Here is a 12,929-nt window from a genome sequence, read left to right as displayed (position 1 = left end):
CCCCCCCCCCCCCCCCCCCCCCCCCCCCCCCCCCCCCCCCCCCCCCCCCCCCCCCCCCACCCCCGAAACCCACCAGACACCCGCACCCAACGACCGAGGCCCGCACAAACGAACCGCAAGACACCCAGCGCGCGCCGCACGGCAAAACCGCACAGCCCGCCCCCCCACCAAAAAGAACCGGGCCCCAGGACTGTCGTCCCGGAGCCCGGCCCTTCGATATGCCGACTGCTCGGTTGCCCGGCGCCTAGCGCCGCAAGCCGCCCGTCAGTTGTCGTCCTCGTCGATGAGGAAGCCCCGCATCGGCGACGGCGCCTGCTGCATGGGCTGCTGCCCCTGCGGCCGCACCGGAGCCATCGGCTGCGTCATCGCCGGCGACATCTGCTGCTGACCGCCGTAGGACTGCGCGCCACCACCGGGGTTGTGCCCGCCGTGACCGCCCATGGACTGGTTGCCACCCATCGTGTGGCCACCCATCCCGCCGGCACCGGCACCCGCACCCGCCATCGACGGGGACGGCGGCAGCGACGCGGCGGCCGGGGTACGCGGCGGGGCGAGCGAGTCGTCGGACTGGTTCTCCAGCTGACGCAGCTGGCTCTCCAGGTACGACTTCAGTCGCGTCCGGTACTCGCGCTCGAAGCCGCGCAGGTCCTCGACCTTGCGCTCCAGCGTGGCGCGAGCGGACTCCAGCGAGCCCATCGCGACGCGGTGCTTCTCCTGCGCGTCCCGCTCCAGGGCGTCCGCCTTGGCGCGGGCGTCCCGCTCCAGACCCTCGGCACGGCTGCGGGCCTCACCGACGATCTTGTTGGCCTCGGAACGGGCCTCCGCGATCGCCTGGTCCGCGGTCTGCTGCGCGAGCGAGAGGACGCGGGCGGCGCTGTCGCCACCCGGGCCCTGGCCCGGCTGCGGCAGGTGCGGGCCGGGGCCACCGGGACCGCCGGGGCCACCAGGGCCGCCGGGACCGCCCGGGCCACCGGGGCCGCCCATCGGACCACCCATGGGGCCGCCCTGGCCCATCGGGCCACCCTGGCCCATCGGACCGGGACCGTGCTGCCCCTGCGGGCCGCCGTGTCCACCGGGACCTGCGGGCAGCTGAGGTGCGCCACCGGGCAGCTGGGGCGGGCCCATCTGCTGTTGGGGCGGCACCGGCTGCGGTCCTGATATGGCAGCGGGCACGGGTGCGCCGGGTCGCTCCTGACCCTCCGGCTTGCGCATGCCCTGCTGCTGGTTCTGCGCGGCAGCACGGGTCGCGGCGGCCAGCTTGGCCCGCAGGTCCTCGTTCTCCCGGAGCAGACGGGTCAGTTCACCCTCGACCTCATCGAGGAAGGCATCGACCTCGTCCTCGTCATAGCCTTCTCGGAGACGGACGGTCGTGAACTGCTTGTTCCGCACGTCCTCGGGGGTCAACGGCATCTCTTCTTCACCTCTACGTAGTCGTCGGCAATCGGCATGACCGTATCGTTCACAGCCACCTCACGACGGTGATCAGGATGTAGACGATGATCATCAATACGAAGAAGGACAGGTCGAGCGCTACGCCCCCGAGACGCAGCGGCGGAATGACCCGCCGCAGAAGCTTGAGTGGCGGATCAGTGACAGTGTAGGTGGCCTCGAGGAGGACCACCATCGCCCTGCCGGGTTGCCATGAGCGGGCGAACTGGAAGACATAGTCCATGACCAACCGGAAGATCAGCACAATCAGGAAGCAGTACAGCGCGATGTAGATCACCTGCAGTGCGATGTCCATCTCGCGGTGCCTCTCCCCTTACTCGTGCCGGGCCTCGTGGCTCCGGTGACCATGGTGCGTCTCAGCTCTGGTTGAAGAACCCGCCCTCTGCAATACGGGCCTTGTCCTCCGCCGTGACATCGACGTTAGCAGGCGACAACAGGAACACCTTCTGCGTCACTCGCTCAATGCTTCCATGGAGGCCGAAGACCAAACCGGCAGCAAAGTCGACAAGTCGCTTCGCATCGGTGTCGTCCATCTCCGTCAGATTCATGATCACCGGAGTGCCCTCACGGAAGTGTTCCCCGATGGTACGGGCTTCGTTGTAGGTCCGGGGGTGCAGCGTGGTGATGCGGTAGGGCTCTCGCTCGGACACGACCTTGGGCATGATCACAGGTGCGTTCTTCTCCGGATTCTGACGTTCAGGTGTGATGGATGCCACGGGTGCGATACGCCCCCCTCGCCCCCCTTCCGGGAGAAGAGACCCGGAGCGCCCGCTTTCTGCGGTGAGGGCGACGGGCTCGCGCTGGACGGGCGGATGCACGACCCGTACCGGTTCGTCCGGATCTGTCCGGTCCGACGGATGTGACTGGTGTGGCCGACGAGCCCGCTCGGGCTCCGGCTCGGGCTCGAATTCGTCGTCGGGGTCGAATCCCCGGCCGTCGTAACCATCGTCCTCCACGAGGCCGAGGTAGACCGCCATCTTGCGCATCGCGCCGGCCATTCTCTGCGTCCTCCGCTCTGTGGTGGCTCCCCTGCCTCCTGCGGAGAGGCACCATGGGCTCCGTCACCGGGCGCCCGGGATCCACTCGGCCTGCCCGCCCGACGGGCGGAAATGACCATATTTTCTGCTGTGGTCCGACTTGCTTCGCGACGTTACCGGAGCCGGGTCCTGACTCCGAGTACCGCGGTGCCGACGCGCACATGTGTCGCCCCGGCCGCCACCGCGTCCTCGAGGTCCGAGCTCATTCCCGCGGACACCATGGTGGCAGCAGGATGCCCCGTGCGCAGGCCGGACGAGATTTCCACCAGCCGCTCGAAAGCCGCCCGTTGACGCCCCGCGTACGGGCCGGAGAGCGGCGCCACGGTCATCACGCCGCCCAGCCGGAGCCCCTCGGCCGAGGCGATCGCGTCGGCGATCTCCGGCACCCGGTCCGGCGCGACGCCGCCCCGGCCGCCGGTCCCTCCCGCCTCCGCGTCGAGGGCGACTTGGAGCAGGCAGCCGAGCTCCCGCCCGGCGCGCGCCGCGGCGGTGGAGAGAGCGCCCACGAGCTTCGCCCGGTCGACGGACTGCACCAGATCGGCGTAACCGGCCACGGAACGGACCTTGTTCGTCTGCAACTGGCCGACGAAGTGCCAGGTGAGCGGCAGGTCCGCGCACTCCGCCGCCTTGGGCGCCGCCTCCTGGTCCTTGTTCTCGGCGACGTGCCGCACCCCGAGTTCGGCGAGCAGCCGGACATCGCTCGCCGGGTAGGTCTTGGTGACCACGATGAGGGTCACCTCGTCCCGGGCCCGCCCCGCGGCGGCGCACGCGGCGGCGATCCGCTCCTCCACCTGCGCCAGGTTCTCGGCCAGTTCGGCCCTGCGGTCGGTCACGTGGCCCCCTCGGCCCGGTCGGCCTCCGCGCCGTCCCGGCGGGCGGCCGGGCCGTCGGCTCCCCGAGGGGCGCCGTCGTCCAGCCAGACGTAGCCGGCGAGGCGTCCGGTCGTCCGGTCGCGGCGGTAGGAGAAGTGGTCGGACGACTCCAGGGTGCAGATGCGGGACTGTTCGCGCATCCGCACCCCGAGCCGGTCGAGTTGTGCGTGGACACCGGCGGTGACGTCCACGGCCGGGGTGCCCCAGCTGGTCGTCGCCCATGTCTCCGGAACGGCCCGCGCCACGTCGGCCCGCATGTCCTCCGGCACCTCGTAGCAGCGGCCGCAGACGGCCGGGCCGGTGACGGCGGTGATCCGTGAGACCTCCGCGCCGAGCGCGACCATCGCCTCGACGGCCGCCGGGACGACCCCGGCCACCAGGCCGGGACGCCCGGCGTGGGCGGCGGCCGCTACGCCGGCGACGGGGTCGGCCATCAGAACCGGGGTGCAGTCCGCGGTGAGCACGGCGAGCGGCAGGCCGCGACGCGCGGTCACCACCGCGTCCACCGCCGGGACATCGCCGGCCGGACCCCACGGTCCGTCGACCACCGCGACGTCCCGGCCGTGCACCTGGTTCATCCAGACCACCCGGTCGGGATCGATGCCCAGGGACCGCGCGGCGCTCCGGCGGTTGGCGACGACGGCGGCCGGGTCGTCACCGACCGCGCCGCCCAGATTGAGCTCGGCGTACGGAACGGCGCTCACCCCGCCCCACCGGTCGGTGAAGGCGAAGTGGGCGCCGCTCGTGCTGACGTTCTGCGTTATCACTGCGTGCTGTGCTTATTTCAGGAAGTCGGGGACGTCCAGTTCCTCGGCCTGGCTGTCCTGGTAGGGACGGGCCGGGGGAACCTGGGGCGGTGCGACCGGGGGCGCGGAGGTCTCGCCCACCGGGGCCGCCTCCACCTCGTCGGGCTCCTCCTCGCGCGGCGTCACCGATCCGAGGCCGCCGAACGACGAGCGGCCGGCGGTGTCGGAGGACGAGGAGGACGGACGGCCGGCCGGCGGGTAGGACTCCTCGCGGCTGCCGCCGGACGAACCGAGCACCTTGTCGCGGTTCTTGGAGGGCGGCTGCCCGCCGTCGAAGCCCGCCGCGATCACCGTGACCCGCACCTCGTCGCCGAGCGCGTCGTCGATGACCGCGCCGAAGATGATGTTGGCTTCGGGGTGGGCCGCCTCGCTGACCAGCTGGGCCGCCTCGTTGATCTCGAAGAGGCCCAGGTCGGAGCCGCCGGAGATGGAGAGCAGCACACCGCGGGCGCCGTCGATGGACGCCTCCAGCAGGGGCGAGGAGATCGCCATCTCGGCCGCCGCGACCGCGCGGTCGTCGCCGCGGGCCGAGCCGATGCCCATGAGCGCGGACCCGGCCTCCGACATCACCGACTTCACGTCCGCGAAGTCGAGGTTGATGAGGCCAGGGGTGGTGATGAGGTCGGTGATGCCCTGGACACCGGAGAGCAGCACCTGGTCGGCGGACTTGAACGCGTCGAGCACGCTCACCTGCCGGTCCGAGATGGACAGCAGCCGGTCGTTGGGGATCACGATGAGGGTGTCGACCTCGTCGCGCAGCCCGGCGATGCCGTCCTCGGCCTGGTTCGCGCGGCGGCGGCCCTCGAAGGTGAACGGGCGGGTGACCACGCCGATGGTCAGGGCGCCCAGCGAGCGGGCGATATTGGCGACCACCGGCGCTCCGCCGGTACCGGTCCCGCCGCCCTCACCCGCGGTGACGAAGACCATGTCGGCCCCCTTGAGGACCTCCTCGATCTCCTCGCGGTGGTCCTCCGCGGCCTTGCGGCCGACATCGGGGTTGGCGCCGGCGCCGAGGCCGCGGGTGAGCTCGCGGCCGACGTCCAGCTTGACGTCGGCGTCGCTCATCAGCAGGGCCTGCGCATCGGTGTTGATCGCGATGAACTCGACGCCCTTGAGACCGACCTCGATCATCCGGTTGATGGCGTTGACGCCACCGCCGCCGATGCCGACGACCTTGATGACTGCGAGGTAGTTCTGCGGTGCTGCCACGTCGAAGGCCTCTCGCCTCGAGTTACGTGTCCGTGCGTCACGTTGGCCGCGGTGCACGGACTGATGCCGATGTGGGACGGTCCGAACGCCGACCCGAACCCTAACGGTGAAGTTTAGGGTTACCAGTATGTCTGCTCTGTGGAGTCCTCGAACGAGACACTAAGTCGACAAGTGCTGCGCGTTCAACGAACACGCCGAACCTCCCGTTTTTCTTTTCACCCTATGTGATCACGCATAGCGCTAGCCAACCAGGGTGCTGGGCCGCCTCCGGACACGTCAACTCCCGGACGCGGCAGGGGCGGTGGGAGCGCTCACGTCGAAGTGCCGGGCGTCCCGGGCGGCTTTCAGCAGCGCGAGCAGAGTCCGCGATTTGGCGCGGCCGTTCTCCCCGCTCCCCCACCGGACCGTCCGTCCGCCCGTCAGCTCCAGCGTGATGGAGTCATATGAACCGACCTTGACCACCCGGGTGTCGCGCCGGACCTCCGCCGGGAGCCCGGCGGCTACGCGGACCGCCTCCCGGCGGAGCCGGTCGGCACCGAAGCGCCGCCGGCTCGGGGAGTCTGCGGCCGCGAGCTCCAGCAGCGGCACCCCGTCCGGACGCTTCCGCACCTGAGCGAACCTGACGCCCTCGGCGTCCACTTCGGTAAATCGCCCGCCCGCTTTGATCAGCAGCTGCGGACGCCTTTCGGTCACCTTCAGATCGATACTGTCCGGCCAGGAACGGATCACGTCGACCTCGGCGATGCGCGGCAGCGCGGCCCGCAGCCGGGCCGCGACCTCGTCGGTGTCCACGGAGGCCAGGGGGTCGCCGGCCGGTACACCGGCCGCCGCGACCACCTGACGGGGCCGGAGCACCGTGGTGCCCTCCGCGTTCACCCGCTCGACCCGGGCCCAGTCCGAGCCGTAGAGGACCCAGACGGCGCCCACGCCGAGCAGCACCGCGCCCGCCGCCGAGGCGATCAGGGTGCGCCGGCGGGGGCGCCGGAGACGGATCCGGAGCAGGGGCGGGCCGGACGGCGGGGAGTTCCGCGTACCGCGTCGGTCGGTCGTCGTTCCGGCCACGCTCCCTGCTTTCTCACGCCTGGCGGCGTGCGGAGATCGCCTCGTACACCATGCCGACCAGCAGATCGTCCGCGTCCCGGCGGCCGAACTCCGCGGCGGACCGGGACATCTCGTACAGCCGGTGCGGGTCGGCGAGCACCGGGAGCACCTGGTTCTGCACCCACTCGGGGGTCAGCTCGGCGTCGTCGACCAGCAGGCCGCCGCCGGCCTTGACCACCGGCTGGGCGTTGAGCCGCTGCTCACCGTTACCGATCGGCAGCGGTACGTACGCGGCCGGGAGCCCGACCGCGGAGAGTTCGGCCACCGTCATGGCGCCCGCGCGGCAGAGCATCATGTCGGCCGCGGCGTACGCGAGGTCCATCCGGTCCACGTAGGGCACCGGGATGTACGGCGGCATGCCGGGCATATTGTCCACCCGGGGCAGCTCGTTCTTGGGGCCCACCGCGTGCAGGATCTGGATGCCCGAGCGCTGCAGCGCCGGGGCGACCGCCTGCACCACCTCGTTGAGCCGCCGGGCGCCCTGCGAGCCGCCGGAGACCAGCAGCGTCGGCAGGTTGGGGTCGAGCCCGAAGGCGGCCCGCGCCTCGGGACGGACCGCGCCCCGGTCCAGCGTGGCGATGGAGCGGCGCAGCGGGATGCCGACGTAGCGGGAGTTCCGCAGCTTGCTGTCCGGCGTGCTCACCGCGACACCGGCCGCGTACCGGGAGCCGATCTTGTTGGCCAGGCCCGGACGGGCGTTGGCCTCGTGCACGATGATCGGCACGCCGAGCCGCTTGGCGGCCAGGTAGCCGGGGAGGGCCACATAGCCCCCGAAGCCGACCACGCAGTCGGCCTTGGTGCGCTCCAGGATCTGCTCGGCGGCCTTGATGGTGCCGCGCAGCCGCCCGGGCACGGTGATCAGCTCCGGCGTGGGCTTGCGCGGCAGCGGCACGGCCGGGATCAGTCCCAGTTCGTAACCCCGCTCCGGGACGAGCCGGGTCTCGAGTCCGCGCTCCGTGCCGAGGGCCGTGATCCCCACGGTCGGGTCCTGCCTGCGCAGGGCGTCCGCGAGGGCAAGCGCGGGCTCGATGTGGCCGGCGGTCCCCCCACCGGCGAGTACGACATGCACCGAAATTCACCGCTCTCCGGACGGTCGCTGCTTGACGCGCCGTCTCATCGTCTTCCATCTCACCCCAGCCAGCTTCCTTCTCACAGCAGGCTGCCGCATGGCCAGGGCCGCCCGCGCACCGGGTTCGCTGCGCGCGAAGGCGACCAGCAGCCCGATGGCGAACATCGTCGGCAGCAGGGCGGAGCCTCCGTAGGAGAACAGCGGGAGGGGGACACCGGCGATCGGCAGCAGACCGAGCACCGCACCGATGTTGACCACGGCCTGAGCCGTGATCCAGGTGGTCACACCTCCCGCGGCGTACCTGACGAAGGGATCCTCCGTGCGTCCGGCCACGCGGATACCCGCATAGCCTAGAGCCGCGAAGAGGGCGAGTACCGACAGCGTCCCCGCCAGGCCGAGTTCCTCCCCGGTCACGGCGAAGATGAAGTCGGTGTGCGGTTCGGGGAGTTGACCCCATTTCTCCAGGCTTGCACCCAGTCCGGAACCGAACAGTCCGCCGGAGGCGAGCGCGTAGATCCCGTGCACGGCCTGCCAGCACTGATCGTTCGGACCGGGGTCGGTGGCGCCGATGCAGGCGAGCCGGGCCATCCGGTTGGCGCTGGTGGTGATCAGCAGGAGGCCCAGCACCGCGGTGCCGCCGAGCACGCCCGCGAAGAGCCGGGTGGGGGCCCCGGCCAGCCAGAGCAGGCCGAAGAGGATCGCGGTGAGAATGATGGCGGTGCCCATGTCACCGCCCAGCATGATCAGCCCGAGCAGCATGAAGGCGGCCGGGACCAGCGGTACGAGCAGGTGCTTCCACTGGTTGAGCAGCCGCTTGTCCTGCTTGCGGGCGAGCAGGTCGGCGCCCCAGAGCACCAGGGCGAGCTTGCCGAACTCGCTGGGCTGGAGCTGGAAGGGGCCGCCGAGCTGGAGCCAGTTCCGGTTGCCGTTGACGGTCTGGCCGATGCCCGGAATCTGCACCAGGGTCATCAGGAAGACCGAGACGGCGAGCAGCGGATAGGCCAGCGCCCGGTGCAGCCGGACGGGGAGCCGGGAGGCGAGCAGCAGCAGACCGGCGCCGAGGGCGGCGGCGATCAGCTGCTTGCGGAAGTAGTACGTGGACGGCAGCCCGGACTGCAGGGCCTGGATCTGGGAGGCGGAGAAGACCATCACCAGGCCCAGGACGGTGAGCAGCGCGCTGCCGCCGAGGATCAGGTAGTAGGCGGTCAGCGGGCGGTCCCAGGCCCTCCTGAGCCGGGTGTGCAGCTTCCGCAGACCGCCCAGGGCGCTGCCGCGCGGACGCTCCGGGGCCGGGCCGCCCCGCCCGCGGGGGCGGGACGCCGCCGGTCTCGCCGTACGGGCCGTCATGTCCCCTCCTGAAGGTCTGGTGCGCCGGACCGGTCCGCGGCGCGGGGACGGGGACCGGCTAGCGCCGCTGTGCCCCGGGGGGCGCCTCCAGCTCCCGTACGGCCGCCGCGAAGGCCTCGCCGCGCTTGCCGTAGTTGACGAACATGTCCATCGAGGCACAGGCCGGGGCCAGCAGGACGGTGTCCCCGGGCCGGGCGAGCCCGGCCGCTTCCCGGACGGCCGCGGCCATCGCCCCAGTGTCGGTCCGGTCGAGGTCGACGACCGGCACATCCGGGGCGTGTCGCGCCAGCGCTTCCCGGATCAGGGCCCGGTCGGCGCCGATCAGCACGGCGCCCCGCAGCCGGCCCGCCGCGTTGCTGACGAGGTCGTCGAAGGTCGCGCCCTTGGCGAGGCCGCCGGCGATCCACACGATGTGCTCGTAGGCGGCCAGGGAGGCCTCGGTGGCATGGGTGTTGGTGGCCTTGGAGTCGTCGACGTAGGCCACGCCGCCGACGTCCGCCACGTGCTGGATGCGGTGCGCGTCGGGGCGGAAGGAGCGCAGTCCGTCGCGGACGGCCGTGGCCTCGACGCCGAAGGCGCGCGCGAGGGCCGCCGCGGCAAGGGCGTTGGCGATGTTGTGCGGGGCCGGCGGGTGGATGTCGGCGACCTCGGCCAGCTCCTGGGCGTGGCTGTGCCGGTTCTCGACGAACGCCCGGTCGACCAGGATCCCCTCCACGACGCCGACTTGGGACGGGCCGGGGGTGCCGAGGGTGAAGCCGATGGCGCGGCAGCCCTCCTCGACGTCGGCGGCACGGACCAGTTCCTCGGTGGCGGGGTCGGCGGCGTTGTACACGCAGGCGACCTGGTTGCCCTCGTAGATCCGGCCCTTGTCGGCGGCGTAGGCCTGCATGGAGCCGTGCCAGTCGAGGTGGTCGGGCGCGAGGTTGAGGACGGCCGCGGAGTGCGCCCGCAGGCTCGGCGCCCAGTGCAGCTGGTAGCTGGACAGCTCGACGGCGAGGACGTCGTAGGCGCGCTCGCCGCCCTCGTCCTCGGCGAGCACCACGTCCAGCAGTGAGACGCCGATGTTGCCGACGGCGGCGGTGCGCAGCCCGGCGGCCTCCAGGATGGAGGCCAGCATCTGCACGGTGGTGGTCTTGCCGTTGGTGCCGGTGACGGCCAGCCAGGGGGCGGCGCCCGGCCGCCGCAGCCGCCAGGCGAGTTCGACGTCGCCCCAGACCGGGACGCCCGCCGCGGCGGCGGCCGTGAAGAGCGGCTTGTCGGGCCGCCAGCCGGGCGTGGTGACGATCAGCTCGGTGCCCTCGGGGAGCGTGTCGCCGTCGCCGAGGCGCACGGTGACGCCCAGTTGCTCGAGTTCGGCCGCCTGCCCGCGTGCCCGCTCGTCGTCACCGTCGTTGACCACGGTGACGCGGGCCCCGAGGCCCCGCAGCACGCGCGCTGCGGGGACCCCGGAGACGCCGAGGCCGGCGACGGTGACGTTCTTGTCCGCCCAGGTCACTTGCCTGCCGCCCACCCTGCGTAGAAGAGACCGAGACCCACGATCACGCACATGCCCTGGATGATCCAGAACCGGACCACCACCAGGACTTCCGTCCAGCCCTTGAGTTCGAAGTGGTGCTGGAGCGGTGCCATGCGGAAGACCCGCTTGCCGGTGAGCCGGAACGAACCGACCTGGATGATCACGGACATGGTGATCAGCACGAACAGGCCGCCCAGCAGGGCCAGCAGCAGTTCGGTGCGGGAGCAGATCGCCAGACCGGCCAGCGCGCCGCCGAGGGCCAGCGAACCGGTGTCACCCATGAAGATCTTGGCGGGCGAGGTGTTCCACCACAGGAAGCCGAAGCAGGCGCCCATCAGCGCGGAGGCGACGACCGCGAGGTCGAGCGGATCACGCACCTCGTAACAGTTGGGTCCGGCGGTGATCTGGTTGGCGCAGGACTCCTGGTACTGCCAGACGCCGATGAACGTGTACGCGCCGAAGACCATCACGGAGGCGCCGGTGGCGAGGCCGTCGAGGCCGTCGGTGAGGTTCACGCCGTTCGACATCGCGAGAATCATGAACAGCGCCCAGATGGTGAAGATCACCGGGCCGAGGTACCAGCCGAAGTCCTGGGTGAAGGACAGCCGGTCGGAGGCCGGGGTCTGGCCCCGGGAGTCGGCGAAGTTCAGCGACAGGACCGCGAACGCGATACCGACGATGAGCTGTCCGGCCATCTTGGCCTTGGCCCGCAGACCGAGGCTCCGCTGCTTGACGATCTTGATGTAGTCGTCGAGGAAGCCGACCAGGCCCATGCCCGCCATCAGGAACAGCACCAGCACACCGGAGAAGGTGGGCTGGGCGGAGGTGATCACCTTCGTCAGGGCGTACGCGATCAGCGTGGCCAGGATGAAGGCGATACCGCCCATGGTGGGAGTACCGCGCTTGCCGTGGTGGCCGCGCGGGCCGTCGTCCCGGATGAACTGGCCGTACCCCTTCTTGGCCAGCAGCTTGATCAGCAGCGGGGTGCCGATCAGGGACAGGAAGAGCCCGATGACTCCGGAGAAGAGAATCTGCTTCATCGAGTTCATCGGGCGACGGCCTCGCCCTCACCGGCGCTGTCGAGCAGCCCCTGTGCGACCCGCTCCAGGCCCTCGGCCCTGGATGCCTTCACCAGCACGACGTCTCCCGGGCGCAACTCACTGCGCAACAGGTCGATCGCCGCCCGCGCGTCGGACACGTGCACCGACTCCTCACCCCACGAACCCTCATTCTTGGCGCCCATGTCCAGCCAGGCGGCCTCCGGGCCCCCCACCGCCACGAGCTTGCTGACGTTGAGCCGGACGACCAGTCGTCCGACCGCGTCGTGCTCGGCGAGTGAATCGTCACCGAGCTCGGCCATGCGACCGAGTACCGCCCACGTCCGTCCCCCCTTGGCCTGTGCGGCTCCTCCCATGGCGGCGAGTGCGCGCAGCGCGGCGCGCATGGACTCGGGGTTCGCGTTGTAGGCGTCGTTGACGACGGTCACGCCGTCCGAGCGCTCGGTGACCTCCATGCGCCAGCGAGAGAGCTGCCCGGCTTCGGAGAGCGCCTGGGCGATCCCGTCCACGGACATGCCCAACTCATGGGCGACGGCGGCCGCGGCGAGCGCGTTCGACACGTGGTGCTCACCGTACAGCCGCAGCGTCACGTCGCTGCACCCGGTGGGGGTACGAAGGCGGAAAGCGGGCCGGCCGGTGTCGGTGAGGCGGACGTCCTCGGCACGCACATCGGCGTCCTCGGCCTCGCCGAAGAGCACCGTACGGGCCTTGGTCCGGGCCGACATGGCGCGGACGAGGGGGTCGTCGGCGTTGAGCACGGCGACACCGCCGTCGGCCGCCGCGGGCAGCACCTCGACCAACTCCCCCTTGGCCACGGCGATCTGCTCACGGCCGCCGAACTCGCCGATGTGGGCGGTGCCGACGTTGAGCACGACGCCGATCCGGGGCGGGGTGAGCTCCGCGAGGTAGCGGATGTGGCCGATGCCGCGGGCGCCCATCTCCAGGACCAGGTGCCGGGTGCCGTCGTCGGCCCGCAGCGCGGTGAGCGGGAGACCGATCTCGTTGTTGAACGAGCCGGGCGTCCAGACGGTGGGGGCGATCCGCTCCAGCAGCTGGGCGATCAGGTCCTTGGTGCTCGTCTTGCCCGCCGAGCCGGTGAGGCCGACGACCGCGGCACCGAGCCGGGCCACGACGGCGCGCGCCAGGGCTCCCAGGGCGGCTTCGACATCGTCCACGACGATCGCGGGGACGCCGACGGGGCGGGCGGCCAGGACGGCTGCCGCGCCCGCCTCGACGGCGCGCTGCGCGTAGTCGTGGCCGTCGACGTGCTCCCCCCGGAAGGCGACGAAGAGGCCGTCGGGCCGCACCTCACGGGAGTCGATCACCACCGGCCCGGTGACCCGGCGGCCGGTGTCGGGTATGTCGTGCGGCTGTCCGGAGACGATCGAGGCGATCTCGGCGAGCGTGAGTGCGATCATCGCTCACCTCCCGGGGTAGCGGTACAGAAGAGCTGCCTCGTGGAGGC

11 protein-coding genes and 1 pseudogene are annotated in these 12,929 nt (G+C 71.5%); all 12 read right to left on the bottom strand.

Translation table 11 applies throughout. The annotated features are described in order from the left end of the window. Positions 1 to 264: 264 nt before the first annotated feature. The gene (locus tag AC3EQ1_RS28180) at positions 265 to 1,410 is read right to left on the bottom strand and encodes a DivIVA domain-containing protein (RefSeq protein ID WP_432097144.1); all 1,146 of its coding nucleotides are present in this window, start codon (positions 1,408 to 1,410) and stop codon (positions 265 to 267) included. Between the two features lie 49 nt (positions 1,411 to 1,459). Next, complete coding sequence (locus AC3EQ1_RS28175) at positions 1,460 to 1,744, bottom strand: YggT family protein (RefSeq protein ID WP_351509597.1); 285 nt, start codon at positions 1,742 to 1,744, stop codon at positions 1,460 to 1,462. Between the two features lie 61 nt (positions 1,745 to 1,805). After that, positions 1,806 to 2,447, bottom strand: a complete 642-nt coding sequence (locus AC3EQ1_RS28170) for a cell division protein SepF (RefSeq protein WP_351509595.1) — start codon at positions 2,445 to 2,447, stop codon at positions 1,806 to 1,808. Between the two features lie 152 nt (positions 2,448 to 2,599). After that, positions 2,600 to 3,319, bottom strand: coding sequence for a YggS family pyridoxal phosphate-dependent enzyme (locus tag AC3EQ1_RS28165; protein WP_432097143.1), 720 nt, complete (start codon positions 3,317 to 3,319; stop codon positions 2,600 to 2,602). Between the two features lie 77 nt (positions 3,320 to 3,396). Continuing rightward, positions 3,397 to 4,125 (bottom strand): annotated as a pseudogene (gene pgeF, locus AC3EQ1_RS28160) (peptidoglycan editing factor PgeF); the annotation flags it as partial. 12 nt (positions 4,126 to 4,137) lie between these two features. Beyond that, on the bottom strand, positions 4,138 to 5,373 hold the full coding sequence (ftsZ, locus tag AC3EQ1_RS28155; RefSeq protein WP_432097142.1) for a cell division protein FtsZ: 1,236 nt from the start codon (positions 5,371 to 5,373) through the stop codon (positions 4,138 to 4,140). Between the two features lie 276 nt (positions 5,374 to 5,649). Then, positions 5,650 to 6,435 carry a cell division protein FtsQ/DivIB gene (locus tag AC3EQ1_RS28150; RefSeq protein WP_432097141.1) on the bottom strand — a complete coding sequence of 262 codons (786 nt, stop codon included), beginning with the start codon at positions 6,433 to 6,435 and terminating at the stop codon, positions 5,650 to 5,652. Between the two features lie 13 nt (positions 6,436 to 6,448). Then, entirely contained in the window at positions 6,449 to 7,543 is a 1,095-nt protein-coding gene (gene murG / locus AC3EQ1_RS28145; RefSeq protein WP_432097140.1) for an undecaprenyldiphospho-muramoylpentapeptide beta-N-acetylglucosaminyltransferase, read from the bottom strand. Between the two features lie 6 nt (positions 7,544 to 7,549). After that, a complete protein-coding gene (ftsW, locus tag AC3EQ1_RS28140) occupies positions 7,550 to 8,890 on the bottom strand; it encodes a putative lipid II flippase FtsW (protein WP_432097139.1) in 1,341 nt (446 codons plus the stop codon). 58 nt (positions 8,891 to 8,948) lie between these two features. Further along, positions 8,949 to 10,400: a UDP-N-acetylmuramoyl-L-alanine--D-glutamate ligase gene (gene murD, locus AC3EQ1_RS28135; RefSeq protein WP_432097138.1), complete on the bottom strand. Its 1,452-nt coding sequence runs from the start codon at positions 10,398 to 10,400 to the stop codon at positions 8,949 to 8,951. Then, complete coding sequence (mraY, locus tag AC3EQ1_RS28130) at positions 10,382 to 11,446, bottom strand: phospho-N-acetylmuramoyl-pentapeptide-transferase (protein ID WP_388856158.1); 1,065 nt, start codon at positions 11,444 to 11,446, stop codon at positions 10,382 to 10,384. The genes murD and mraY overlap by 19 nt, the downstream gene beginning before the upstream one ends. Before the next feature lie 5 nt (positions 11,447 to 11,451). Then, positions 11,452 to 12,882 carry a UDP-N-acetylmuramoyl-tripeptide--D-alanyl-D-alanine ligase gene (locus AC3EQ1_RS28125; RefSeq protein WP_432097137.1) on the bottom strand — a complete coding sequence of 477 codons (1,431 nt, stop codon included), beginning with the start codon at positions 12,880 to 12,882 and terminating at the stop codon, positions 11,452 to 11,454. Positions 12,883 to 12,929 lie beyond the last annotated feature (47 nt).

This window comes from Streptomyces sp. bgisy100, assembly GCF_057709105.1.
This window is presented reverse-complemented; position numbering and strand designations above follow the sequence as displayed.

What these genes read in the sequence shown, in the direction of transcription:
- AC3EQ1_RS28180 (WP_432097144.1), bottom strand. Translation starts at nt 1,410, where the DNA reads ATGCCGTTGACCCCCGAGGACGTGCGGAACAAGCAGTTCACGACCGTC.
- AC3EQ1_RS28175 (WP_351509597.1), bottom strand. Translation starts at nt 1,744, where the DNA reads ATGGACATCGCACTGCAGGTGATCTACATCGCGCTGTACTGCTTCCTG.
- AC3EQ1_RS28170 (WP_351509595.1), bottom strand. Translation starts at nt 2,447, where the DNA reads ATGGCCGGCGCGATGCGCAAGATGGCGGTCTACCTCGGCCTCGTGGAG.
- ftsW (WP_432097139.1), bottom strand. Translation starts at nt 8,890, where the DNA reads ATGACGGCCCGTACGGCGAGACCGGCGGCGTCCCGCCCCCGCGGGCGG.
- mraY (WP_388856158.1), bottom strand. Translation starts at nt 11,446, where the DNA reads ATGAAGCAGATTCTCTTCTCCGGAGTCATCGGGCTCTTCCTGTCCCTG.
- AC3EQ1_RS28125 (WP_432097137.1), bottom strand. Translation starts at nt 12,882, where the DNA reads ATGATCGCACTCACGCTCGCCGAGATCGCCTCGATCGTCTCCGGACAG.